The sequence below is a fragment of the Sessilibacter sp. MAH3 genome (assembly GCF_054658275.1).
Window position 1 is genome coordinate 322,843 of sequence record NZ_BAAGIE010000001.1, and the last position, 25,154, is coordinate 347,996.

Below are 25,154 nucleotides of genomic sequence, written 5' to 3' on the forward strand. Positions count from 1 at the left end.
TATTACGAGTCTTGAGTCTCATTAATTAGCTACGAAAAATTTAAAAATTCATACCGGGCAGTAGCTTCATCGGCCGACATTGAAAAAATGTGCATTAGGTCAACATAATTGCAAGAAACAACCGTTTTTGCCCACGCTTAAATTCTCAAATATTGCGAAAATCCTATTTATAATGAATACTTACGTGTATAAGTGAATGCGAATTCGAGATTTATCTGAGAAATTACTTTAACTTTTCATTCCACAGGTATGTGCCTGGGTGTGATTTTTCGCGTTTCAAACAACACACCTGAAGCTAATTTGTAATTAGTCGGGAAGCTATGGATACAACAAAAGGGGCGTCCAATGCGTCTTGGTAAGCTGGGGTTAACTTTTCTTTTTCTCGGTGTTGGCCTGTCTCAACAAGCACTGTCGTTAGGTCTTGGTGAGATTAAGGTCAATTCAACACTGAATCAGCCTTTGGATGCTGAAATTCGATTGCTTCAAGTTCGTGATCTTACCGATCAGGAAGTTTTGGTAGGTATTGCTTCAAACGAAGAGTTTTCTAAACTTGGGGTCGATCGCAGTTTCTTTCTAAATAATCTTCGATTTAAGGTTGTTTTAGATAATCCTTCGGGCCCTATCGTAAAAGTAACTTCTACTGAAATTGTTCGCGAGCCGTTCCTAAATTTCTTGGTAGAAAGTCAGTGGCCAAGCGGTCGCGTACTTCGAGAGTACACTTTGCTGCTCGATTTGCCGGTCTTTAGTGCTCAATCTAGTCCAGTTGTGCAAGCTCCCGCGGCTACTCGCAATACTCAAACTACTCAAGCGCCGCGAACATCGACTGCTCCAACAACCACCACTTCGCAGGCAGCTCCTGTAACAAGATCTACATCTCCGACGGCAGCGGCTAACACCAGCGCTGCGCCGGTTAATCGCGGCGAGGGCGGTACCTTCGGCCCGGTTCAGTCTGACGATACCCTATGGGAAATTGCTGCAACCCACCGTCCAAGCTCAGAATTTAGCATTCAACAGACGATGATAGCGATACAACGTCTGAACCCAGAAGCGTTCATCAACGGCAACATCAATCTGTTGAGAAAAGGACAGGTTCTACGATTGCCTTCTGAAGGGGACCTGCGCGGATTAAGTCAGACCCAAGCCGTAAATGAAGTTGCCTTTCAGAACAGTCAATGGAGTTCCGGCGAGAGCTATGGTCCTGGTTTGAGTGCCACTGCACCAACTCGCACACTATCAAAGACAAGTACCTCTGTTGAAGGCCGAGTTTCTTTGGGCGTTAATGAAAGCCCGTTGAACACCTCAGATTCGGGCTCTGCCCGTGGTGCCGACTCGCAAAAAGTTTCTTCACTGGAGAATGAGTTAGCAATTACTCTTGAGCAGCTCGATACTTCAAAGAGAGAGAATACCGAATTAAAAAGCCGCGTTTCCGATTTAGAACAGCAAATCGAAACCATGGAGCGCTTGCTCTCTGTATCTAACGATCAGCTGCGTGCTTTGCAGTTGACCTCGGCAGATAACGCTAATGCTGAGATTCCTACAGACGAATCTGGTTTGTCTTCTGAAGATATTTCTGAAACCAATTCTGAAGATGCTTCTAACGTTGATGATGAGTTAGCCAATTCCGAATCGCCCACGACATCGGTTGATGGTTCGTCGGATGTTGGTTCTGATGTCGAAGACGGAGAAAATGGCGCTGAGTATGTCAGTGACGACTCTGAAGTCTCTGAAGCTCCAGCACCTGTTGTACAAACGCCACCGCAACAAAATCCACGCACGGTTGTTACCGCGCCTCCAGCAAAGCAACCTAGCTTTTTAGATTTCATCTTCGACAATCTTTACGTTGTAGGCGCCGCACTGCTTGGCGTGCTGTTGTTGGTGCTTTTGCTTGTTCGCCGAATGATGGCTAAAAAAGCCGAAAAAGAAGAGGCGATAGCTGAAGAAGAGCTTGTAAATCCTTTCGAATCGGATCGAGCCGAAGATGATATCGATGATCTGGAAATGCCAGATGATGATAGTTTTGCTAATGATTTTGATGATCAAACAGTTCGTCTAGCGGATAACGACGATACTACAGAGCCTAACTTGTCTGATGACGAAGAGACACTTTCTCAAGAAGCTTTGGCAAATATCAATCCAGAAGAAGTCATCGCGGAAGCCGATATTTACATCGCCTACGGTAAGTACGATCAAGCCGAAGATATGCTTAAACGCGCGTTAATGGCCGAACCTGGCAATGTTGATGCGAGAGTGAAATTATTAGAGGTATACGCAGAATCCGGCAATCTTGAAAAATTTGATCAGCAGTTCGAAAAGGTTCACGAATCTGGAGATAATTCAGGAATTGTTCGTGGCAACCAACTGCGCTCACAATTCACCAACGCACTTCCTTATGCTGGAATGGTGGCTGCTGGCGCGGCCTTGGCCTCGGAAGACTTCAGTAGTTTGGATTTGGATGTCGACAATAATGAGGCCGACGGATTTGGTGAGATAGATTTCAGTGCATTAGGTGATAGCGATCAAGATTCTGAATCCGGTTTGTTGGACGAGCTTTCGTCTACTGAACAAGAAACCGAAGATGATGACTTCGACTTCGATCTAATGGCCGGTGACGACACCAAAAACGAAGAGGTCGATGATCTCGATTTTGATAGCTTCGATATCGATACCGATTTTACTGGCGCAAGCTCTGATAGCGAAGTTGCTGAAGCCGACGGCTTTGATTTAGATTCCGACTTTTCCAGTTTAGATGAAGCACAAGAAGATCTTGTGGTGGATCAAGAAGCGGAAGATTTATCGTTCGATCTAGATTTGGATTTCGATAATTTTACCAATGAAAACACGGAATCTGTGAGCATTGATGATGGTCATGAAGTTGATTCCAGTCTTGGTGAAAATGAACTTGAAGACCTTTCTTTTGACACAGATTTTGACGGCGATCTAGACGATGCATCCTTGTCACTAGATCAGCCTGAAAGTATGGATCTTGGTGAGATAGACATGTCACCAGATCTAGAAGACGACTCTTTTGATTTCAATTTAGATCTAGATGCAGATAGTTCTGAACCTGCTTCTGACGATTTAGGTGCATCTCTTGATTTTGCGGGCACTACAGACGATACCGATTCGGAACTTGACGAATTCGACCTTGATCTCGATATGGATGAGGAGGCGACTGCCTCCGTCGATACCGTAGAAACGAGTTTGGACGATAACGATTTGGATATGTCCGATGACTCTCTATCTGCTCCATATTCAATGGACTTATCGTTGGATGATCAGCCAGAGACTTCTGAGGATGAATCCGATTTAGCGTTAGATGATGTCGATAGTCTAGAATTAGATTTTGAAGAGCCTACCGATGTTGTCGAAGATGAACTCGATTTTGCGACCGACGATTTAGATCTTGGCTCGCCAGAATCTTTTGATGCTCCACACTCTTTTGAAACTACAGAAGCCTTCGAAGAAGAATCTATCGATTTGGACGATGGCTTAGATCTTGAAAGTATGGATGGCGGCGAGTTGGATGATTCCATGTTTGCCGACATTGACAATGATCTTGCTTTTGACGAACAAGCCGATGAGTCTGCTGAAGAACCTTTGCTTGATGGTGACACCTCCGACGAGGTGGTGAGCCTTGAAGAAACTCCAGAGTTATCCATCGAAGACGACAGCGTGCTGGAGCTTTCAGATCTAGAAAACTCTCTTGATTTAGAAGCTTTAGATGAAGAGATGGAAGCCTTATCCTCCGTTGACATTGAAGATGAGCTTGAGTCTGTTGATGCTGACGAAAAGCTAGATGATTTAGAAGGTAATGATCCGTTCGAGTTAGACTCTGAATTGGATTTAGATGAAGGTCTTGCTATTGATGATGAGTTAGAAACCATCGATGCCGAGCTCGATTCTGACCTAGAAGATCTTGATGTTGCCGAGTCTGAGATCGATATTCCTGAGCTTTCAGAACAAGACATCGATTTAGAGGACTTGTCTGACGATGTATTTGATGAAGCACTTGCATCAATTCAAGATGAAAACCTAGATGATTCGGCTGAAGTTGAATTTAACGAGCTCGATACCGAAATGAGCTTTTTAGCGGGAACCGACGAATCTGACACCAAACTGAATCTTGCTAAAGCCTACATCGATATGGGTGATGCTGATGGCGCTAGAGATATTCTGGATGAAGTTTTGAGTGAAGGTAACGATCAACAAAAGCAAGAAGCTGAAGATTTAATGGCTAAAATACCGTCGTAGATTTTTTGTTAAATTGCTGAATTAAAAATACCCCAGCTTGTCTGGGGTATTTTTTTATAGCAGCGCGACAAAATCGTCTTACAGGATTGGATATGTCATTGTCGGTATATCGCGCCAATCAGCCAATCAACAGCTTTCTCAATAACTTTCCCGATCACTTTATCAATATATTTCCAAGTCACATGGTTGCACGTAAAGAGTACTCTCCCAATTGCGAGATTTTACCCGGTATGACAGTACCTGCTAATGTCAGGCGAATTGCTCTGGGGGTTGAATACGACGGCTCAGTTTTTAGAGGTTTTCAGATTCAACCGCACGATCCGCAAACCGTGCAGCAAGCACTGCATGACTCTTTGAGTGATATCGCTAACGAACCAATAAGTTTGGTTTGTGCGGGACGAACAGATTCTGGAGTGCATGCCAGCGGTCAGGTGATCCATTTCGATTTAACCGTTGATCGACCCGAGCGAGCTTGGACACTGGGTGTTAACACAAAATTACCGGATCAAATTGCCGTAAAATGGGCGAAATCCGTGGATTTGAGTTTTCATGCGCGCTTTTCCGCGGGCAGTAGAACCTACCGATACATCATCCAAAACACGCCAGCGCGGCCGGGTATTTTCAACAAGAAGGTAACTTGGGATAAGCGAACACTCGATATTCAGTCTATGTATCAAGCATCGCAATTGTTGGTGGGTGAGCACGACTTCAGCTCATTTCGAGCGTCACAATGCCAAGCTGTCAGTCCCATTCGACGAGTCCATTACATCGATATTGGGGTGATGCACGACTTTATCATCATTGAGATTCAGGCCAACGCCTTCTTACACCATATGGTTCGAAACATCGTTGGTGTTTTGTTAACCATTGGTGCTGGTGAGAAACCGTTGGGTTGGATGCAAGAAGTTCTAGATGCAAAAGACCGTACCGCCGGTGGTGTTACTGCGCCTCCACACGGTCTTTATTTGGTTCATGTCGAATATCCGGCGCACTTTGCTATTCCAACTCCGATTCCAGGACCGGGCTTTCTTACCCATCCTTTAAGGTACTTCGCAAATTAGCGCGCTTGGTTGTTCGGCTAGAGACACAGGGAAATATTCGTGAATTGTTTAATGGTTGTAGCACATCCACTTGATAACAGCTTGTGTAAATTCTTAGCTCAGAAGTCTGTTGAGCACCTGGAATCTAAAGGTTACCAAGTAACGGTCAAAGACCTTTATAGAGAAGAGTTTAATCCCGTATTAACAACAAGTGAAAGGAAAAGCTATTACGGCCCACAATTTGATAGCGAAGCTCTTGGGCAAGATCTAGCTCAGCTCAAAAACGCTCAATCTTTAGTTATATTATTTCCAACTTGGTGGTTTGGATTCCCTGCAATATTAAAGGGTTGGTTTGACCGTGTTTGGGCTCCTGGTTATGCATATCAACATGCCGCCGATTTTGGTCCCATAGCGCCTAAGTTAACGCATTTAAAAGAAGTTAAAGTAATTACTACCTTAGGTTCACCTTGGTGGGTTGATTTCTTTATTTTAAGGCGTCCAGTTCGGAGAATTCTTAAAACAGCATTGGTTGGAACCTGCACAAAGAATTGCAGTTTCACAATGCTATCGCTCTACTCCAGTGAGAGGCTCACACAGTCAAAAGTTGAAAACTTTGTCAGAAAAATAGAGAAGAAACTCTAGAGGTACTTGGATTAATTAAGAATAGGTTAATTAGGTTTCCGCACCGGTTGTGTGCTTAACCTCTGATAACGGTTTATGGGTGCGGTATTATAAACTTGCAGTAAAAATCTATAACCCACACGCATACTCGTACAGAGCGGGAAATGCTCTCGTTTGAGGGTAATCACCAAAGACTGTTGTGATTATTCGTAGAATTCGGTTATGAGAATCTGTTAGTATTGCCGGCTTTCTGAGGCACAACTGTGTAAATAGTCGAATAATTTGGTTGTCTGCCCATTCTGTATACCTAGAGGAATGCATCTCTTAATGTCTGCAAATCCAAGAGTCAAAATCTGCGGTCTGACAAATGTTGAAGATGCCTTATCAGCAGTTGAGCTTGGTGCTGACGCTATTGGTTTGGTCTTTTACCCCAAAAGTCCTCGGTTTGTTGATCTTAACACTGCCAGAGAGATCGCTTTAAAAGTTGGTCCTTTTACCACTGTGGTTGGCTTGTTTGTTGATGCCTCTGTTGATGTTATTAATTCCACTCTAGAGAAAGTTCCTCTGCACCTATTGCAGTTTCATGGTGACGAAACCCCTGAATATTGCGCTCAATTCTCTCGACCCTACATAAAGGCGTTTCGCATGGCGCCAGGGCTAGAAGTTGAAGCTTTGATGGATAAATACACAGGCGCCAGTGGCTTTTTACTCGATGCCTATAAGCCTGGAGTTCCGGGTGGTACAGGGCAGAGTTTTGAATGGCAGAGATTCCCTCGTTATTGTAAATACCCACTTATTTTGGCCGGTGGTTTGAATCCCGATAACGTTTCTGGTGCGCTAGCAAGCACCGAAGCCTACGCCGTTGACGTGAGCGGCGGGGTAGAAAGTTCTCCCGGTCAAAAAGACGTCACTAAAATGATGTCGTTTATTAATTCGGTTAAACATCCGCCCTGGCGATAGTTCATTCCAAAATTAATCTAAAACTGAACTTCGTTAGTATTCATTTTTATTTCGAGATTTTGCTATGAGCCAGGCTAAAGTTCAGTCAGCTAATGTTGACTACGCCGCTTTCCCCGACAAAACCGGACATTTCGGCCCTTACGGTGGTCGTTTTGTCTCCGAAACCCTAATTTCTGCTTTAGACGATCTGACCGAAATGTACGAGCGTCTAAAGAACGATCCAGAATTCCTAGCCGAGTTCGATAAAGATCTTGCTTACTTTGTGGGTCGTCCTTCACCGTTGTATTTTGCAGAGCGCTGGAGCAAGAACGCCGGTGGTGCAAAAATTTATCTTAAACGAGAAGATTTAAATCATACCGGCGCGCACAAGGTTAATAACACCATTGGTCAAGCGCTGCTAGCGAAACACAGTGGCAAAAAACGTGTGATCGCCGAGACTGGTGCCGGTCAACACGGTGTTGCTACCGCAACTATCGCCGCTCGTTTGGGTATGGAATGTATTGTGTACATGGGCGCCGAAGACGTTAAACGTCAGGCAATGAACGTGTATCGAATGAAACTACTGGGCGCAGAGGTTATTCCCGTAACTTCAGGCTCTAAAACCCTAAAAGATGCAATGAACGAAGCCATGCGCGATTGGGTAACTAATGTTGATAATACTTTTTATATTATCGGCACCGTCGCTGGCCCACACCCTTATCCGCAATTGGTGCGTGATTTCCAATCCATTATTGGTCGTGAAGCGCGCAGCCAATGCCTTGAGCTTACCGGACGCTTACCAGATGCTTTAGTGGCCTGTGTTGGTGGCGGTTCGAATGCAATTGGTTTATTCCATCCGTTTTTGAACGACGAAACCGTAGCCATGTACGGTGTTGAAGCAGCCGGTTACGGCTTAGAAAGTGGTAAGCATGCTGCGCCATTAAATGAAGGCATTCCGGGTATTTTGCACGGCAATCGAACCTATTTGATGGAAGACGAAGACGGCCAAATTATCGAAACCCACTCGGTATCTGCCGGTCTTGATTATCCCGGTGTTGGCCCGGAGCATAGCTGGTTGAAAGACCTCGGTCGCGTGCATTATGGCGCCATTGATGACGAGGAGGCGCTTAATGCCTTTAGAATGCTAACTCGAGTAGAAGGTATTATCCCTGCGCTTGAAAGCAGTCATGCCGTTGCCTATGCCGATAAATTGGCTCGTGAAATGACGCCAGATCACACAATCGTGGTTAACTTATCGGGTCGTGGCGACAAAGACATTCACACCGTTGCCGAAATCGACGGTATTGTCGTCTGATTTTCGTATTGCATATTCAGTGAGCAGCTCTGCATTGAGCTGCTTCTACCCCAAAATATTATTAAGCATTCACTACTATGAATCGAATTTCGAAACGCTTAAGTGATCTCAAAGCCGAAGGCCGCAAAGCACTGGTTACCTACATTGTTAATGGCGATCCAAACCCAGACGTAACTTTGCTAACCATGCACAAACTGGTAGAGAAGGGCGCCGATATTATCGAACTTGGTGTGCCTTTTTCTGACCCAATGGCAGAAGGTCCAGTTATCCAGCGCGGTCATGAGCGTGCTCTAGCTCATAAAACCAGTTTAAGAAATACATTGGCTGTTGTTAAAAGTTTTCGCGAAACTAATCAGGATACGCCCGTTGTGTTGATGGGTTATGCGAATCCGGTTGAGCGCATGGGCGCCGAGGTTTTTGCAGAAAACGCAAAAAACGCGGGTGTTGATGGTTTGTTAACGGTTGATTTGCCACCAGAAGAAGCCCCAATATTAATTGATAAGTTAAAAACCGCCGAATTAGAAAATATTTTCTTATTAGCGCCAACCACGCCACGAGAGCGAGCAGAAAAAATTGTCTCCATGGCTTCGGGCTTTTTATACTATGTGTCTTTAAAAGGCGTGACCGGCGCCGGCCATTTAAACATCGCTGAAGTTGATCAACGCATCAATGAATTGCGTACGATGACTGATTTGCCGATTTGCGTAGGTTTTGGCATCAAAGACGGTGAATCTGCGAAAGCCATTGGCAAAAGTGCCGACGGCGTTGTGGTAGGAAGTTTATTAGTTGCCAAAATGGGCGAGTTAGAAAACGAAAGTCCAGAAATGATTGCACAAGCTGTTGGTGATCTTATCGAACCTATTCGTAAGGCCATCGACGAGCAATAATTGCTTCCGGTTGAATAATTAGGCGCTTGATTCTTCAAGTGTTGATTTTGAGTAAAAGTTAATTTTTAAAGCAGAAAAATTATGAGTTGGTTAGAAAAAATTAAACCCAACGTAATCATGTCTCAGCGTAAGCGCGGTACCAGCAAGGTACCTGAAGGCCTCTGGAAAAAGTGCGTTAAATGTGCAGCGGTTTTGTACCGTCCAGAGCTTGAGCGCAACAATGATGTGTGTCCAAAGTGTGATCACCATATGCGCATTGGCGCTCGTCGTCGCCTCGATATTTTCTTGGATCAAGATGGTCGCGAAGAATTGGCAACCGATGTATTACCCATTGATCGCTTGAAATTCAAAGATATTAAAAAATACAAAGATCGCTTAACCGAAGCACAAAAAGCCACCGGTGAAAAAGAAGCGCTTATCGCAATGCGTGGTACTTTAAAAACCATGCCGGTAGTTGCGGTAGCGTTCGAATTTGCTTTTCACGGCGGCTCTATGGGTTACGTGGTTGGTGAGCGTTTCACCCGTGCGGCACAGTTGGCTTTGAAAGAAAAAATACCATTGGTGTGCTTTTCGGCAACCGGTGGTGCGCGCATGCAAGAAGCGCTGATTTCATTGATGCAAATGGCCAAAACCAGTGCCGTTATTGAGAGACTAAAGCAAGAAGGTATTCCTTATATTTCGATCATGACCGATCCCGTTTATGGCGGTGTATCGGCATCTTTGGCATTGCTGGGCGACATCAATGCGGCTGAACCGGGCGCACGTGCAGGTTTTGCGGGTCCTGCGATTATTGAGCAGACCATTCGTCAAAAACTTCCGGCCGGATTCCAACGCAGTGAGTTTTTGCTGGAGCATGGCGCCATTGACATGATCATTCATCGCAACGATATGCGTGATCGAGTCGCGAGTTTGCTCTCTAAGTTTACCGGCGTTGCCATCGCTTCCTAATTAGAATTCTTCTCTAGGTTAGTTCAGTTCATGCGTTACGAGACTCTTGATGGTTGGCTGCAATGGCAGCAAACGCTCCATCCGAAAGCCATCGACATGAGTCTCAACCGAATTGCTGCTGTTGCCAGTAATATGTCGATTGATACTGCTGGATTAAAATCGCAGCCAGTGCAAATCGTCACTATTGCTGGAACTAACGGCAAAGGTTCCTGCGTTAAAAGCTTTGAATCTTTGTTGCTTGCCCAAGGTAAAACCGTTGGTTGTTTTACCTCTCCACACCTACTTCGCTATAACGAACGCATTCGTATTAATAACGCCTCGGCGACGGATTCCGATATTCTCTCTGCATTTGCCGCCATCGATAATGCCCGAGGCGATATCTCGTTAACGTACTTTGAATTTTCTACGTTAGCGGCTTTGTACTTGTTCAAAGAGCACAAGGTTGATTTTATTGTTTTAGAGGTTGGGCTCGGCGGGCGATTAGACTCCACCAATATCATCGATGCAGACTTGTGCGTTGTTACTTCTATTGATATTGATCATGTGCAATGGCTTGGCGATAACAGAGAATCGATTGGTCGAGAGAAAGCGGGAATATTCCGAGCGAACACACCGGCGATTTGCGCCGACTGTGATCCTCCTCAGTCGATCAGCGCTTATGCTGATCAATGCGGTGCTCGGCTTTACGATTGCTTTAGCGGATTTCGCTACGCCGTTAATGACGGCATTTTGCAGATATCGTTGCAAAAAGACGCCAGTGATACGCTAGAAATTTCTGTTCCGGCTCCTAATTTGCCCATTGGCAGTGTTGCCTCAGCCATTGCTGGCTTGGCGCTTTTGGGTCAATTGCCAGCAGAACCAGCTCTTGTGCAAACTGTTCAAAATTTGCAATTGGCTGGCCGCAATCATCGCGTTCAGATTGGTAATGTGACGGTTATTTTAGATGTTGCACATAACCCGGCCGCAGCACGAAGTATGGCAAGTCGTATTGAGAAAAGCCCGAAGGTTGCGCGGCTCGCGCTATGTGCTGCCATGGCCGATAAAGATTTGGCCGAAATTTTTCAACCCTTGGCAGGATTGTTTTTAGGATGGTTCCTGCCAACTCTTGAAGATAATAGCCGAGCATCTACACCGGAAAACACAGCAACGTTATTAAGGCCAAAGCTTGATCCTCAGGTGGAGTTGGTTGTTTTCAACGACTTCAAGTCATCCTTGGACTCCGCCTTATCTAAACTCGAACATCTGAGCGATAACGGAACCAATCCTGTCGAACTTTATATCTTTGGTTCGTTCTACACCGTTGAAGCTGGAATGCGGGCACTGAATGTTGAGGTTTAATTGCTATGTATCCAGCTGTCAAATGTCGGAAATTTCAGCAAGATTGACCCGAAACTTAAAGAGGGAAAAGAGCGTTGGATAGTGGTGTAAAACAACGAATTATTGGTGCCGCGGTGCTTGGTGCCGTCGCCGTGATTTTTTTGCCGAGTTTGCTGTTTCGTGAAGTTGAACCGGAGATTGATACTACCACCCAAGTGCCCATTGCTCCGAAATTTGAGTTTGAACCGATTCCAGAGCCAAGTAAGCCATTGGGAATCGACACGGTTGAAAACCCTGATGAGCTCTTTCAACCTGTCCCAGAACAACCGGAAGACGTGCCAAATTTGGTTCAGCAAAACTCTGGCTCTAATACTAGCTCTTCCGAAACCCTATCAGTGCCGCCAAAAATCTCTGAACCAAAACAATCTATTTCACCACCTGCTGACGAAACCGACGGAAACCCCTCACTCGATGAATATGGCCTGCCAAAAGCCTGGGTTTTGCAGGTGGGTAGTTTTTCCAACAGCGAGCGTGCCCAGGAGTACAGCCAAAAGCTTATCGACGACGGCTTCAAGGCGTTTGTTCGACCTTTTCAAAGCGATAACAAAACCGTGTACCGCGTTCTAGTTGGTCCCAATATTAATCGCAATGACGCCTCAGACATTAAAGTAAAAATCGACGCCGCATATCGTATCGACTCATTAATTATGCGCTATCAACCCTAAAGCAAGCACATTATTCGAGGAAAATCTTGTCCGATAACGGTGCAGCAAGTTCAGCTTTTTGATGATTTTTGTGACCGCTCTGTTAGAATCGCGAGCTTTCTTGAGTATGGCCACTTTGAATCCCCGTATTGTTTGAGAAATAAGTCACTGGAATTGCTATGAATGAGGCCGATTGGGCTATTGTTGCAGCCTTGGTTATCTCTGGATTGATCAGCCTCTGGCGTGGGTTTGTAAAGGAAGCTTTGTCGCTAGTCATTTGGTCGGCCGCGCTAATAATCGCTGTTTTGTTTCATCAACCGCTGGCCGAAGTGTTATCGCCGCATATTGAAACGCCATCACTGCGAGACATAGTAGCGATTGCGATTTTATTCTTCTCCACGCTTATCGTTGGCAGCATCATAAGATTATTAATCAGCGGACTCGTTGATGCTACCGGACTGAGCGGTACTGATCGATTTTTAGGACTACTCTTTGGCTTATTAAGAGCAGTTGTTGTGATACTGGCGATCCTTATCACTCTACCTGACTACATTCCCATCGACCAAGACGGTTGGTGGCAGGAATCGGCTTTGATTCCCCAGTTTTTAAAAATGGAAAGCTGGTTTAAAGAGATTGTGGATGCAATCAAAGGTTTATATTCGTCGATTTTGGGGTAAAACCCGCTTTCTGTGATCTGGTTTAATTTGCTCTAACCAGCTCAGACTGAGCTGTAAAACTTATAGAGGTAGTTCTATGTGCGGAATTGTTGGTGTTGTAGGCCATACAAATGTCAATTTGGATTTGTATGATGCGCTGACTATGCTTCAACATCGAGGTCAAGATGCCGCCGGTATCATGACTTGTCACGATGGCCGTATTGCACAACAAAAAGCAAACGGTTTGGTTCGTGATGTGTTTCGCTCAAGCCACATGCAACGTTTGGTCGGTAAATATGGTATCGGTCATGTCCGTTATCCAACAGCCGGTAACTCCGGGCCTGCGCTTGCGCAACCGTTTTATGTAAACTCACCCTACGGTATTGGATTGGCACACAACGGTAATCTAACCAATACCGAGGAAGTGAAAGAACACATCTATAAAACCGATCTACGCCACGTCAATACCGATTCTGACTCAGAAGTTCTGCTAAACGTTTTTGCCCACGAATTACAAAAGCTCAATAAGCTCCAGCCCAGCCCCGATGACATCTTTACAGCAATTAGCCGAGTTCACGAACGGGTGCGAGGTGGTTATGCGGTAGTTGCGTTGATCGCCGACTACGGAATTGTGGCCTTTCGCGATCCTAACGGTATTCGACCATTGGTTATTGGTCACAGAAAGTCCTCGGCAGGCAAATCGTTCATGATTGCGTCTGAGAGCTGCGCGTTTAGCTCCAGTGGCTATCAACTGCTGCGAGACGTCGCTCCCGGTGAGGCTATTTTTATCACCAAAGATGCTGAATTTTATTCCAAGCAATGCGCCGAAGCACCGCGCTTGCGCCCGTGTATTTTCGAACACGTTTACTTTGCTCGACCCGACTCCATAATGGACGGTGTTTCTGTTTATAAGTCACGCCTGCGCCAAGGTGAACGTTTAGCCGCGAAAATAGTTCGCGAGCGCCCCGATCACGATATTCACGTGGTGATCCCGATTCCCGATTCTAGCCGAGTAGCGGGCCAGATGGTTGCTCAAAATCTTGGCGTTAAATTCCGCGAAGGTTTGGTGAAAAATCGCTACATTGGTCGTACCTTCATTATGCCCGGCCAACAACAACGCAAAAAATCGGTACGTCAAAAGCTCAATGCCATCGATCTAGAGTTTAAAGGTAAAAACGTGTTGTTGGTGGATGACTCCATTGTGCGAGGCACCACCTGCCAACAAATTATCCAAATGGCTCGTGAAGCGGGTGCGGCAAAAGTGTATTTTGCTTCCGCATCACCTGCGGTGAAGTTTCCAAACGTCTACGGTATTGATATGCCGAGTGCCACTGAGCTGATTGCTCATGGCCGATCGGAAGAAGATGTGCGTAAAGAGATTGGTGCTGATTGGTTGATTTATCAAGATATTGATGATCTTGTTGCCGCTTCTCATGACGGTAATCCGAATATTGAAGAGTTCGAATCGGCAGTATTTACGGGTGAATATATTACCGATGACGTTGACCAAGATTATCTCGACAAGTTGGCCGCAGCCCGTAATGATTCGGCCATGTCGAATAAAAACTTACAGTCCAGTCAAGAAGACGCGCTGATTGGCATTCATAACGAAAGCAGCGACTCGTCTATGTAGCAGAATTTTGAGCGGTTCTGAGTGCGTTTACCATCGGACCGGTTCTCGCAATTACTGCGCTGAAGACTGGTTTTGAACATCGAATGACCAAGTGATTTTATTCAAATGATTGACGATATTTTTGACGATGAACACTTTCTGCGTGACGCTGGTATAGACACCCTTGCGGTTCGCGCGGGAATTCGTCGCACCCAAGAAGGCGAGCACAGCGAGCCAATTTTTACCACGTCCAGCTACGTGTTTGAATCCGCTCAGGCGGCGGCAAACCGTTTCTCAGGTGAAGAGCCGGGTAATGTCTATTCGCGTTACACCAACCCAACCGTACGTGTGTTTCAAGAACGCATCGCGGCGCTTGAAGGTGGCGAGGCCGCAGTTGCGACGTCGTCGGGTATGGGGGCGATTCTTACTCTGTGCATGGCGCTTTTGAAATCTGGCGATCATGTGATTTGTTCACGCAGTGTGTTTGGCACCACGTCGGTTTTGTTCAACAAATACATGGGCAAAATGGGTGTCAGCACAACCTTTGTGAATCCTCTAGATTACGATCAGTGGCGGCAGGCACTTACCGATCAAACTCGTTTGATGTTTATCGAAACACCATCGAATCCTTTGTGTGATGTTGTGGATATCGCTCGGTTGGCTGAAATCGCCCACAAAGGCGGTTGCAAGCTGGTGGTTGATAACTGTTTTTGTACGCCGGCGTTGCAGCGACCATTAAGTTTAGGTGCTGATATCGTCGTACATTCGGCGACCAAATATTTAGACGGTCAAGGCCGTTGTGTGGGTGGCGCGATTGTGGGTAATGCCGCCGATATGGACGAAGCTTTGGCATTTGTGCGCAGCTGTGGGCCAACCATGAGTCCCTTCAACGCTTGGGTTTTTTTAAAAGGATTAGAGACTCTTCGCTTACGAATGGATGCACACAGCGCGAATGCTTTAACGCTGGCGAACTGGCTGCACGCAAAAACCACTGAAACCAATCCGGTTATCGAAAAAGTATTCTATGCGGGTCTAGCATCTCATCCGGGCCATGAGCTGGCTGCCAAGCAACAACGAGCCTTTGGCGGTGTTTTATCGTTCCGTGTTGTTGGTGGTCGTGAGCAGGCATGGAAATTTATCGATGCCACCAAAATTATGTCTTTGACGGCGAATTTAGGCGATGCCAAAACTACCATCGTTCATCCTGCGACAACCACTCACGGTCGTTTAAGCGATGATGATAAGCGTACTGCCGGGATCACAGAAAGTTTGATTCGAATTTCGGTAGGACTCGAAAGCATTGAAGATTTAATTACAGATCTAGAGCGCGGCGTAGCAGCGCTGAATGGTTAATCATTAGATCTCGGTCTCAGATTTGCGCCTTCTAGAGCAGTCTATAAGGCGCAACTTCGCTTCTTCTCTTCTTCTCTTCTTCTCTTCTTCTCTCTTCTCTCTTCTCTTTATTTTTCAGCGTTCGTCGTTAACTCGCAAAAGCCTGATAAACCACAATGTAAATTGGCAAGCAGATCAACCAGCCAATAAAAACCATCTTAAAAAATCCATCGCGCTCGCTATGACCAACGGCGGCCAATCCCTGCAATTGATTTTTCTGAATTGGTCGGAATACACGATAGAGCTTGGTGATCATCACGCCCACAGCAATAGGCAGTAATATCGAGACGATGATCAATGCTATATAAGCCCAAGCGACGGGAGGAATTTTACCGCTGTACAAAGTTTATACCTCTTGAGTTTAAGTGTATGACGATTATAACTGGCTTGGTTAGTTCTTCGGTTAAGAAATATTTTCTAGACACAACATTCGTGGAATAAAAAGCCAAAACTCGTCGCAAATCTCACGAGTTCATTCTCTTTTCCTTGTTCAACGACGTCTTTCTCGGCTTAATGGCAACTAAGATTGTAAAAGCTGTCAAACTTTGGGTTTGGCGAGCAGAGGCCTCTGGCCGATAATCCTTACGCTCAGATTTCACTGCAAACGATTAGGTATTCATGGAAGCATTAGTTAATTCACTGGTAGCAGAGATCAGTAAGATTGTTCATGGTAAAGAACATCAAATAAAAATGGCGTTGGCTTGCTTATTCAGTAAAGGTCACTTGTTAATTGAAGATCAGCCGGGTATGGGCAAAACCACCTTGGCGCAGACCTTGGCAAAGGTTTTGGGACTTGAATACGCTCGTGTCCAATTCACCAGTGATTTGTTGCCGTCTGATATCACCGGTATTTCAATTTTCGACCAAAGCACCGCACAATTCGAATTTCATCCCGGCCCAGTATTCACACAACTGTTATTAGCCGATGAAATTAACCGAACATCACCGAAAACCCAAAGTGCTTTGCTTGAAGCCATGGAAGAAGGGCAAATTACGGTAGATGGCGAAGCGAAAAAATTACCACATCCGTTTTTTGTTATTGCCACACAAAACCCCAGCTCCCAAGATGGCACCTTTCCACTGCCAGAATCACAGCTTGATCGCTTTTTAATGCGTATCAGTTTGGGTTATCCCGACGCGACCGTAGAGCGGGCGTTATTAGCCGGCGAAGATCCCAGAACCAAAATCAAAGATTTAAAATGTTTAATGACCGTTGATAAGCTCGACAAGATTTACGCCGCAGCTACTAAGGTGCAAGCGTCACCGAGTTTGCTCGACTATATTCAACGTTTAATTGCTTATACGCGCTCCTCGTCGGAGTTTTCCTACGGGCTCTCAACCCGTGGCGCTTTATCGTTAATGCGCTGTGCTCGCACTTGGGCGTTAATGCACGGGCGTAGCCACATTGTGCCCGAAGATCTGCAAATTCTTCTGCCGTCGGTTGTTGGTCACAGAGTACGCGATGCCGCAGACTATTCGGGGCAAAGTGGTTACGCATTGGTAGAGCGAGTACTGGAAAATGTCGACGTTTTCGCTTAACCCGCGCAGATACTTTCGCGCGCAATTTGAGCGACTTCTTGAACGTAATATTCCCGCGCAACTATCTCATCAACTTACACAGCGTAAACTTTTTATATTACCAACCGTGGCCGGTTGGGGATATTTATTATCAACTGCGTTGGTATGGTTGGCAGGTACTAATTACGAAAATAATTTGGCATTAGCTTTTTCGTATTTTTTATTAGCGATATTTCATGTGTGTATATTGCACACCTTTAAAAATCTTCATCAAAGTGAAATTCGCTTTTTAAGTGCCACACCGGTTTTTTGCGGAGAATCTTCCGAAGTTAATTTTCTGTTTAATCCCGGACGAGTCGATCGCTACAGCGTGCAATTTAGTTGGCCAAAGGGCAGTGTGGTTGTTGAAGACTTTATTAAAGATACCGAAAAAAGAATTACCGTGTATATTCCGACGGAATACCGCGGTTGGTTTAAACCGCCTAGGCTAGTCATTGAATCTCGCCATCCGCTGGGTCTTTGGCGATGTTGGAGCTTGGTTGATTTAAACGTAAATATTTTAACCTATCCAAAACCGCTGGCCAGCGGCCCCATGCCACAAGCTATTACCAATAAAAACGAAGGTAAACTGCACAGCATTCATGGCGGTGAAGACTTTAACAGCTTGCGCGAATTTCGACAGGGCGACTCATTAAAACACGTCGCCTGGAAACAATACGCTCGTGGCCAAGGTATGCTCACCAAAAATTACAGTGCTTTTGTTGATTCACGATTATGGCTCGATTGGGATTTATTAGTCGGACTCGACAGAGAAAATCGCCTGTCTCGTTTAACCTACTTAGCCGTGGATGCCGAGAAAAATAACGCCGATTATGGGTTGCGATTGCCAGGCGTAGAATTATCTCCCGATCGTGGTCAACAGCATTTAAATACCGTCTTAAAGCATTTAGCGTTATTCGAAGCCGAAGCTTTACAGAACAGCCTTAAAAAACACTAGCGATACAACTGGTTTATTGAGAGCCGATTCTTTAGATTGAACTCTCAGCTGGATTTTTTAATTTAGAAAACTCTGATTGACCTAGAGTTTTTTGCAACACCAAGATGTGTCGCCAATTTCAAGAACGGTAAGGGATTGAAATTGTGAAGAAATTGGAAATCGCATTTTCAATTTCTCCCCTCTGATTAAATCATGAATAAGTTAATCAGAGATTCCTTTAGTTAAAACACGTTTAAAGATTAAGTTAATTTACATGGCCAAAATCGAACATATACCCAGAAACTGCATGGCGTGGTTATTATTGTCATTGGTTGCTGTAGTGATTCCGCATTCACTGCGTTTACCTGTATGGGAAATGATTGGTTTGGTGGCTGTTTTAGTTTGGCGAATTCAGCTGTACCGGGGTGCTTGGATTTTCCCAAACCGCTGGATTAAAGCGGTTTTGGCGGTAGGTTTTACCGTAGCGCTGTTTTATCAATACGGTACTTTTTATGGCTTAGATCCAATGGTGGCGTTACTGATGGTTTCGGTAATGCTCAAGTTGTTGGAAATGCATAAAAAACGCGATGTCATTACGGTTATATTTTTAGGTTATTTTACGACATCAATTCAATTTTTATTTTCACAGACGGTATTCGATTTTCTCTACGGTTTGTTCTGTTTAATTTTGTTGCTAGCCGCGCAGATTTCATTGTATCAAGACAAACGTTTAAACAGCATGGCGCAAGCGTTTCCTATGGCCGGAAAAATAGTCTTGCAAAGCATTCCTGTGATGTTGATTTTATTTTTATTATTCCCACGCATTGGTTCTTTGTGGGCTGTACCCTTACCTAAAGATAATGCGACTACCGGTGTAAGCAATTCAATGTCGCCGGGCGATTTTAGCAAGCTTTCGAAAAGTGGTGGCCGGGCATTCACCGCAACCTTTGACGGCGATGTTCCTGCGAATCGAGATCTTTATTGGCGTGGTTTGGTGTTTTCCCATTTCGACGGCCGTGCCTGGGTTCCAAGTCGCTGGGGAACCTATCCCGGTGCAGAATTAGTCGATTGGGTAGAGCAGGGCGCGCAAGAACATCAACCTTGGTACAGTTGGGCTGAGCCCAAATCAGAAACCATAAAATACGAAGTCATTCTCGAACCAACCAATCAACCGTGGCTTTTTAGTCTGCCGTTAGCCAATATTTCCCATGAAGAGACTGGTCTGACGCGTACTTTTACGTGGATTAAAAAAGGCGCTGTTAATCAGCGTTATCGCTACACGGTTGAATCTAACCTGCAATACGATTTGGCCGTTGAATTGCCCGCATGGCTTCGTCAACTCGAACTGCAATTGCCGGAGGATTTTAATCCTCGAACCCGAGAGTTAGCGCAGCAATGGCGTCGAGAAGCGACGGATGACTGGCAAATTGTGAATCGATTTTTAAATCACATAACCCGTGACTTTACCTACACCTTAGAACCTCCTGCTTTGGGTAGAAATACCGTTGATGAATTTTTATTTCAAACTAAGCGTGGTTTTTGCGAACACTTCGCCAGTAGCTTTGTTTTTTTTATGCGCGCCGCGGGCATTCCTTCAAGAGTTGTGACCGGCTACCAAGGCGGTGAACGCATTCAAGACTTTATTCAGGTGAGCCAATCCGATGCTCATGCCTGGGCTGAAGTTTGGATAGCCGGTGAAGGCTGGAAGCGAGTTGACCCCACTTCCGCAGTTGCTCCAAGTCGTATCGAGTCAGGAATGGACGCCGTATTTCAACGAGCCGTTAATAATCCGCTGTCTATAGAAGCGTATAAACATATTGGTATTTTAAACGAACTGCGCCGTCAATTGGATGTGTGGAATTATAATTGGCAAAAATGGGTTCTAAACTACAATCAAGACAAACAAGAAGGATTAATTAGTAAATTATTTGGCAGCAATAAATCTTGGGCAGCGGGTTTATCGTTGGTCATCGGTCTTGCTGGTTTCGTCGCTTTGTTAACACTTGTTTATTGGTGGCGTGGTCGACCAAGACCCTTAGCGCCAGGTCTTAGGGAATACCATCGATTTGCCCGTAAATTTAAAAAGTTTGGTGTAGAGCGCAAACCCGGTGAAGATAATCGCGCTTTTACACGTAGAGTTTGCGAGCAATTCCCTGAGAAAAAAGACGAAATTTTACAAATTTCAAATTTATTTGAAGCCGCTGTTTATGCCGGTAATGCGCACGCCATAAAAGATCTGAAAACTAAAATTTCCAAATTTTCGGTTGCTAAATAATTTAAAAAACTCTGATTAACCGAAATTTTATAGCGATATATGGATATATTACTTATTTCAGGAATGGTAAGAGATTGAAATATTGAAGAAATTGGAAATCGTATTTTCAATTTCTGTTATCTCATTAAGTTCGCCAAGTATTTTTTAATCTTGGGTAAATCATTTTCTTACACGATTTTCATTGACGTAGCATGCTTCAATAAGTGCTCAGAATAGGCGAGAATTTTTAAGTGTTTCACAAAGCTTAGGCACGAATTCTTGTCCTTTGAGTCAGATTGTTTTTAATTTAGAAAGGTTATTTGAGTAACAATTTCAGATATTTCCAGATTAAAGGTCTATGTCAATTTGTTATTTCAAATATTAAAAAGCTGTTCTTTAACGACTAAACTTATAAAAATTACATCTTCCATTATTTTTTTAAGAATATTTTTAGTGTAAATTACGAATATTCAGTGAATCTCAGTTGTTTACGTAGATCGAGGTTTCACGGATGTGGCTGATTAAAACCTGCTCAAAAGCGACTGAATTCAAAAAACGGCTATTATCGATATGCGTAAAAAACGGATCACAACTCAAGATATTGCAACACGCGCCGGTGTTTCTAAGGCAACTGTTTCTTATGTTTTAAATGGCACAGGTTCGGTTTCTGCCGAAATGAAAGAGAAGATTCAGCAATTAGCCAAGGAGATGGGCTATCAAGAGAATCGATTAGCGAAAGCAACTCGTACCGGAAAGACCTACACCGTAGGTTTAGTTCTCCCAGATTTATGTAACCCTTTCTTTCCCGAAATGGCTCAAGCGGTTGTAGATACTGCCAGTAAAAAGGGCTATTCGGTATTTTTGGTGGATGCCAGAAATTCCGCCGAAGAAGAGCGCATTGGCATTGGCCGGTTGCTTGAATACGCCATTGAAGGCTTAATTTGGTGTCCGTTACACGATAATTCCGTTGAAGACCAAAACCTTACTTGCCCTGTGGTAACCACGGAGCGGCCCATTGTGGGTTTTGATAATGTCTACGCCGATTCCGAACTTGGCGGGCGTCTTCAGGCGCAGTTAGCCATTGAAAAAGGCCATAAACGCATTGGTATTTTATCGGGTCCAGATCGTTCTACTGCGGCGAGATTAAGAAAGAAAGGCCTATTAGGTACCCTCGGTAACGATATTGAAATTGCTTGGGAAGTGTCCACGGAATACGGTATTAATATTCCAAAAGATTGTGCCGATACTATTCTGAATAATCCCGTTAGTTGTGTAATCGCCGCGAACGATACCTTAGCCATTGGTTTATTAAGGTTATATCACGAAAACGGAGTCGCTGTTCCTAACGATGTTTCGGTTATTGGTTTTGATGCCATTGATTGGAGCAATTTGGTTACTCCCGCTTTAACAACCATCAATTTACCGATTCGTAAAATTGGTGAAGCCGCTTTTGATACGCTTTTGTGGCGCATTGAAAATCCCGACGAGCCGGTAAAAGACGTGAAATTGCCGGTCGAAATTCTAGAGCGTGATAGTTTAATTCAATTTAAACACTAACATCTTAACGTTCTATGGGTCTCTCACTGCTCTGTTGTGAGAGGCTTCCCCAATATTAGATTCAGCATTTTATTTTCCTGCCAATTTGTTACTTTAATTTATTTTCTTGTTTTTTTGAGTGCGAATACTCTACAGAAATCTTTGACAAGCCCCACCGTGATTTAATTGGGGAATAAAACTCAAAATTCGAGTTGCAATTTGTCCATATTTTCTAGTATTTCCAATTCTTAAAACTGACAATACATTTTTGTGTTGCTAGAAACTCTAGATTCATCAGAATTTTCTACAAATATTTATGAGTAAGTACTGATAGATTCATTCTTTATTTTAAAGCCGAAATATTTAGTAAGATCGACGAAATAAAGTCAGATTTTTAGGTCAATACGGTTGTAGGTTTTAATAAGTTTGTAGGAAAAAATAGCGCGATAGAATTTTTAAAGTGACAGAAGAGAAGTGAAAATTTTCTAGCAAGGGATTTTGATGTGTTTGAAGCGGATAGAGTTGGCAGGTTTTATGGTTTAAAAGCACCGATTAATTCACCAAGCGATTAATCAGTGCTTTTAAAGTGAACTCACTAAACAATTATTTTTTTGCAGTAATCGAGTAGATCAGTAGCTAATTGTGCCGGCGGAGTATCGTTCTCTGCGATGCAAATAAAATCGGCGCAATGTTTTGATGGCTCAACAAGTTCATTATGTAAAGGCACAACTTGCTCGTTGAATTGGCGCAGTGTTTCTTCTTCGGTGCGACCACGTTCTTGAATGTCGCGAATTAAACGTCGTTGTCGGCGTTCATGCTCATTACATTCAACAAAAATTTTGTAGTCAAAACTTTTCTGAAGTTGCTGCGCGTGTAGAATTAAAATCCCATCAACCAGAATTATTGGCTTTGGTAATAATGTCTGTGTTTCAACTTTACGGCGGTGCGTTGTAAAGTCATAACAAGGCATTTCAATGGGTAGCCCATTTCTCAGCTGATCTAAATGTTCGGCCATTAATTTAAAATCAATGGCCTCGGGTAGATCATAATTAGTAATGGTTTCGAGTCCTAAATAATAGGAATCTTGATACATAATGGCACAGTTCTCGGGACCAAGATGTTCAGCTACCAGCCGAGCCATGGTTGTTTTACCTGAGCAACTGCCACCGGCTACGGCGATAATATGCGAGTTCTTAGTCAAAGGAATTCTAGGTTCTGGGTTATTCACTGCTGATAACATTAAACTGAGCTACAAGAGTTAGTCGTTAAATAAAAAGGTCGCGTAGTATAGTACGTTTACACTATTGTGTATTGTAATAACGTGAACCTACATCACCAATTCCCGGCGCAACATAACCTTGCTCAGTTACGACATCGATGTCAGAAAGAGTAAATATTTCTACATCAGGATAGTTATCTTCTATCGCTTTAATGCCTTCTTGGGAAGCCAGTATTGAGACGAACCGAATACGTTTAGCACCACTTTCTTTTAGACGCTCAATACTCGCGATGGCGGTATCACCGGTCGCAATAATTGGATCAAAAATATAGGTGATTGATTCGGACAAATTCTTAGGGGTTTTGAAATAATATTCAACTGTGTTGTTGAGAAATTTATCGCGATAAATTCCGATGTGTCCCACAGAGGCATCTGGCCAATAATTTTGAATACCTTCAATCATGCCCAAGCCGGTTCTAAGAATAGGAATTAAGGCGATCTTTTCTGCCGCTAAGCGGACTTCAGCCTCGCCAAAAGGCGCATTTACCGTTGCAGGTCGAGTGCCTAGGTTTTTAGTAGACTCTACAAATAACATCAAACCCAATTCCGACATTAGGCTGCGAAATTGTTCTGGGGTTGTTTCGCTAGAGCGTAAAATGCCCAGTTTATGCTGAGCGATTGGGTGATCTAAAAGCGTTAAAGGCATGAAATTTCTCTGTCGAATAAAGTAATGTCGATTTAAACAGACGTTAAAAAACGGTTCCGTCACTGACGATGTTAAGCGGCGGATTCATATTAGCGTCTCTTAATTTTGCGAGAGCGCGACCGGCCGCCCAAGTACCACCTTCAAGCACTTTTGCCAGTGGGAATTCTTCTTCTGTTTTTCCGAGTTTTTGGCAAATAAGAGCTGCCAGTTTATCAAGCAGGTGAATGGTTAATGCTCGCCATTCAATAATAATTTCGCTGGCCGGTAACCACATGTTTTCTGCTAAGGCAGGATTTCTTAAACGGATTAAACCACTATCAAGCATTAAGCCGCCATTGCGATATTCCGCCAAACCAGTCAATTGCTCGACGTGTGTCACGGTAATTTCAGACATTTCCAGCGTTTCAATAACAGAATAGGTGATCCACTGCGAGAGCTTATGAAACGGTACTAGCGCATCAAAACCTTCGCCAAACGGCTGATAAGCCCAAGTGTCGCCAAGATTTCTATCATTAAGGGTGAGTCTGCCGGGCCAAAGGTCTCCCAAGGCTTGTAAAACAGTTGTCAAAACATCCACAGCATGAATTTCGTCACCGTAGGTATTTAGCAGATAATCAACTAAATCACCGGGGCGTTGATTGGGGAAAAATTCAGGCTTGCTTTCGAGTGTTTCGGCGAGATTCCAAAGCAGCGTTAAACGACCCTCAACACCCGCTAGAGGATTCTCCTCGCTAACTTGAAAGAACTCTTTAAATGCCGTGCTGGTTAAGGCTTTTAGGCCCGCTGCACAGGTATTTGGGCGTCCCGTTTGTGGTGACGGATCGGAAAAAGCACCGGCTAAAAATGCATCTAAGCTGGCTAAACCCAAACCTTCCGAGCGACCAATGGTTACCGTGTTTGCAGATTTGTACTTCCAATGCTCACCGGCGCCTGCGTCAACCAATACCGATGGAATAATTAAATCCAAACCGGTTTTGGCTTTTTCGATAGGGAAAAAGCTTTCTGTGGTTGCGAAGTAGCTGTTTAGTTGAAAACGGTTACCAACTTCATAGTGCCGCCAGCGAGAGTGGTAGGGCACTTCTAAGCTCGGATAATTTTGTTTGATAATCTCTAAAACGTAATCAGCCGTTGCCTCTAGTTTGTCTTCATGAATGTCAAAGTGGGTCGCGCCCGCTAACGCAGCGTTATAAATACGCTGCGCTTGAGCACGAATTGTTTTGGGTAGAAACAGAGTTTCTAGAGTTTTGGCATCTACAGACATAG

At 44.3% G+C, this 25,154-nt stretch carries 20 protein-coding genes; 16 read left to right on the forward strand and 4 right to left on the reverse strand.

All coding sequences use genetic code 11. The features are described 5' to 3' along the window. Positions 1-345: 345 nt before the first annotated feature. The 12 genes from ACYQ2C_RS01300 to ACYQ2C_RS01355 all read left to right on the forward strand — a co-directional run bounded on the left by ACYQ2C_RS01300 (position 346) and on the right by ACYQ2C_RS01355 (position 15,643). Complete coding sequence (locus ACYQ2C_RS01300) at positions 346-4,251, forward strand: FimV/HubP family polar landmark protein (RefSeq protein WP_460099268.1); 3,906 nt, start codon at positions 346-348, stop codon at positions 4,249-4,251. A 230-nt stretch (positions 4,252-4,481) separates the two neighbouring features. Then, positions 4,482-5,312: a tRNA pseudouridine(38-40) synthase TruA gene (gene truA / locus ACYQ2C_RS01305; protein WP_460099407.1), complete on the forward strand. Its 831-nt coding sequence runs from the start codon at positions 4,482-4,484 to the stop codon at positions 5,310-5,312. Positions 5,313-5,351: 39 nt separating this feature from the next. Next, complete coding sequence (locus ACYQ2C_RS01310; protein ID WP_460048579.1) at positions 5,352-5,933, forward strand: NAD(P)H-dependent oxidoreductase; 582 nt, start codon at positions 5,352-5,354, stop codon at positions 5,931-5,933. A gap of 306 nt (positions 5,934-6,239) precedes the next feature. Next, positions 6,240-6,872: a phosphoribosylanthranilate isomerase gene (locus ACYQ2C_RS01315; RefSeq protein ID WP_460048578.1), complete on the forward strand. Its 633-nt coding sequence runs from the start codon at positions 6,240-6,242 to the stop codon at positions 6,870-6,872. A 64-nt stretch (positions 6,873-6,936) separates the two neighbouring features. Beyond that, positions 6,937-8,166 (forward strand): tryptophan synthase subunit beta, encoded by a 1,230-nt coding sequence (trpB, locus tag ACYQ2C_RS01320; RefSeq protein ID WP_460099273.1) that lies wholly within the window; start codon positions 6,937-6,939, stop codon positions 8,164-8,166. A gap of 77 nt (positions 8,167-8,243) precedes the next feature. Continuing rightward, the gene (gene trpA / locus ACYQ2C_RS01325) at positions 8,244-9,053 is read left to right on the forward strand and encodes a tryptophan synthase subunit alpha (RefSeq protein ID WP_460048576.1); all 810 of its coding nucleotides are present in this window, start codon (positions 8,244-8,246) and stop codon (positions 9,051-9,053) included. Positions 9,054-9,134: 81 nt separating this feature from the next. Beyond that, positions 9,135-10,001, forward strand: coding sequence for an acetyl-CoA carboxylase, carboxyltransferase subunit beta (gene accD / locus ACYQ2C_RS01330; RefSeq protein WP_460048574.1), 867 nt, complete (start codon positions 9,135-9,137; stop codon positions 9,999-10,001). 30 nt (positions 10,002-10,031) lie between these two features. Then, positions 10,032-11,339: a bifunctional folylpolyglutamate synthase/dihydrofolate synthase gene (locus ACYQ2C_RS01335; RefSeq protein WP_460099277.1), complete on the forward strand. Its 1,308-nt coding sequence runs from the start codon at positions 10,032-10,034 to the stop codon at positions 11,337-11,339. Positions 11,340-11,413: 74 nt separating this feature from the next. Then, positions 11,414-12,043, forward strand: coding sequence for an SPOR domain-containing protein (locus ACYQ2C_RS01340; protein ID WP_460099280.1), 630 nt, complete (start codon positions 11,414-11,416; stop codon positions 12,041-12,043). A gap of 158 nt (positions 12,044-12,201) precedes the next feature. Next, positions 12,202-12,699 carry a CvpA family protein gene (locus ACYQ2C_RS01345; RefSeq protein ID WP_460048569.1) on the forward strand — a complete coding sequence of 166 codons (498 nt, stop codon included), beginning with the start codon at positions 12,202-12,204 and terminating at the stop codon, positions 12,697-12,699. A 76-nt stretch (positions 12,700-12,775) separates the two neighbouring features. Next, on the forward strand, positions 12,776-14,311 hold the full coding sequence (purF, locus tag ACYQ2C_RS01350; RefSeq protein WP_460048568.1) for an amidophosphoribosyltransferase: 1,536 nt from the start codon (positions 12,776-12,778) through the stop codon (positions 14,309-14,311). A 105-nt stretch (positions 14,312-14,416) separates the two neighbouring features. Then, positions 14,417-15,643: an O-succinylhomoserine sulfhydrylase gene (locus ACYQ2C_RS01355; protein WP_460099284.1), complete on the forward strand. Its 1,227-nt coding sequence runs from the start codon at positions 14,417-14,419 to the stop codon at positions 15,641-15,643. A 127-nt stretch (positions 15,644-15,770) separates the two neighbouring features. Here the strand turns inward: ACYQ2C_RS01355 and ACYQ2C_RS01360 are convergent, their stop codons facing one another. After that, the gene (locus tag ACYQ2C_RS01360; RefSeq protein WP_460048565.1) at positions 15,771-16,025 is read right to left on the reverse strand and encodes a hypothetical protein; all 255 of its coding nucleotides are present in this window, start codon (positions 16,023-16,025) and stop codon (positions 15,771-15,773) included. Positions 16,026-16,300: 275 nt separating this feature from the next. Here ACYQ2C_RS01360 and ACYQ2C_RS01365 point away from each other — a divergent pair, with 275 nt between their 5' ends. The 4 genes from ACYQ2C_RS01365 to ACYQ2C_RS01380 all read left to right on the forward strand — a co-directional run bounded on the left by ACYQ2C_RS01365 (position 16,301) and on the right by ACYQ2C_RS01380 (position 21,987). Continuing rightward, a complete protein-coding gene (locus ACYQ2C_RS01365; RefSeq protein ID WP_460048564.1) occupies positions 16,301-17,221 on the forward strand; it encodes an AAA family ATPase in 921 nt (306 codons plus the stop codon). Then, positions 17,202-18,197 (forward strand): DUF58 domain-containing protein, encoded by a 996-nt coding sequence (locus ACYQ2C_RS01370; protein ID WP_460099289.1) that lies wholly within the window; start codon positions 17,202-17,204, stop codon positions 18,195-18,197. The genes ACYQ2C_RS01365 and ACYQ2C_RS01370 overlap by 20 nt, the downstream gene beginning before the upstream one ends. Before the next feature lie 253 nt (positions 18,198-18,450). Then, positions 18,451-20,451 carry a transglutaminase TgpA family protein gene (locus ACYQ2C_RS01375; RefSeq protein ID WP_460099292.1) on the forward strand — a complete coding sequence of 667 codons (2,001 nt, stop codon included), beginning with the start codon at positions 18,451-18,453 and terminating at the stop codon, positions 20,449-20,451. 549 nt (positions 20,452-21,000) lie between these two features. Next, positions 21,001-21,987, forward strand: a complete 987-nt coding sequence (locus tag ACYQ2C_RS01380) for a LacI family DNA-binding transcriptional regulator (protein WP_460048560.1) — start codon at positions 21,001-21,003, stop codon at positions 21,985-21,987. Between the two features lie 574 nt (positions 21,988-22,561). Here ACYQ2C_RS01380 and udk read toward each other — a convergent pair. From udk to ACYQ2C_RS01395, 3 genes are all read right to left on the reverse strand, one after another. After that, complete coding sequence (gene udk, locus ACYQ2C_RS01385; RefSeq protein ID WP_460048559.1) at positions 22,562-23,167, reverse strand: uridine kinase; 606 nt, start codon at positions 23,165-23,167, stop codon at positions 22,562-22,564. A 100-nt stretch (positions 23,168-23,267) separates the two neighbouring features. Continuing rightward, the gene (gene upp / locus ACYQ2C_RS01390) at positions 23,268-23,891 is read right to left on the reverse strand and encodes a uracil phosphoribosyltransferase (protein WP_460048558.1); all 624 of its coding nucleotides are present in this window, start codon (positions 23,889-23,891) and stop codon (positions 23,268-23,270) included. A gap of 43 nt (positions 23,892-23,934) precedes the next feature. Then, complete coding sequence (locus ACYQ2C_RS01395; RefSeq protein ID WP_460099295.1) at positions 23,935-25,152, reverse strand: DUF1688 family protein; 1,218 nt, start codon at positions 25,150-25,152, stop codon at positions 23,935-23,937. Positions 25,153-25,154 lie beyond the last annotated feature (2 nt).

Bases quoted from the DNA above. Each gene is read 5' to 3' on its own strand.
- ACYQ2C_RS01300 (WP_460099268.1), top strand. From the start codon at position 346: ATGCGTCTTGGTAAGCTGGGGTTAACTTTTCTTTTTCTCGGTGTTGGC.
- truA (WP_460099407.1), top strand. From the start codon at position 4,482: ATGACAGTACCTGCTAATGTCAGGCGAATTGCTCTGGGGGTTGAATAC.
- ACYQ2C_RS01315 (WP_460048578.1), top strand. From the start codon at position 6,240: ATGTCTGCAAATCCAAGAGTCAAAATCTGCGGTCTGACAAATGTTGAA.
- trpB (WP_460099273.1), top strand. From the start codon at position 6,937: ATGAGCCAGGCTAAAGTTCAGTCAGCTAATGTTGACTACGCCGCTTTC.
- trpA (WP_460048576.1), top strand. From the start codon at position 8,244: ATGAATCGAATTTCGAAACGCTTAAGTGATCTCAAAGCCGAAGGCCGC.
- accD (WP_460048574.1), top strand. From the start codon at position 9,135: ATGAGTTGGTTAGAAAAAATTAAACCCAACGTAATCATGTCTCAGCGT.
- ACYQ2C_RS01335 (WP_460099277.1), top strand. From the start codon at position 10,032: ATGCGTTACGAGACTCTTGATGGTTGGCTGCAATGGCAGCAAACGCTC.
- ACYQ2C_RS01345 (WP_460048569.1), top strand. From the start codon at position 12,202: ATGAATGAGGCCGATTGGGCTATTGTTGCAGCCTTGGTTATCTCTGGA.
- purF (WP_460048568.1), top strand. From the start codon at position 12,776: ATGTGCGGAATTGTTGGTGTTGTAGGCCATACAAATGTCAATTTGGAT.
- ACYQ2C_RS01355 (WP_460099284.1), top strand. From the start codon at position 14,417: ATGATTGACGATATTTTTGACGATGAACACTTTCTGCGTGACGCTGGT.
- ACYQ2C_RS01365 (WP_460048564.1), top strand. From the start codon at position 16,301: ATGGAAGCATTAGTTAATTCACTGGTAGCAGAGATCAGTAAGATTGTT.
- ACYQ2C_RS01370 (WP_460099289.1), top strand. From the start codon at position 17,202: ATGTCGACGTTTTCGCTTAACCCGCGCAGATACTTTCGCGCGCAATTT.
- ACYQ2C_RS01375 (WP_460099292.1), top strand. From the start codon at position 18,451: ATGGCCAAAATCGAACATATACCCAGAAACTGCATGGCGTGGTTATTA.
- ACYQ2C_RS01380 (WP_460048560.1), top strand. From the start codon at position 21,001: ATGCGTAAAAAACGGATCACAACTCAAGATATTGCAACACGCGCCGGT.
- upp (WP_460048558.1), bottom strand. From the start codon at position 23,891: ATGCCTTTAACGCTTTTAGATCACCCAATCGCTCAGCATAAACTGGGC.
- ACYQ2C_RS01395 (WP_460099295.1), bottom strand. From the start codon at position 25,152: ATGTCTGTAGATGCCAAAACTCTAGAAACTCTGTTTCTACCCAAAACA.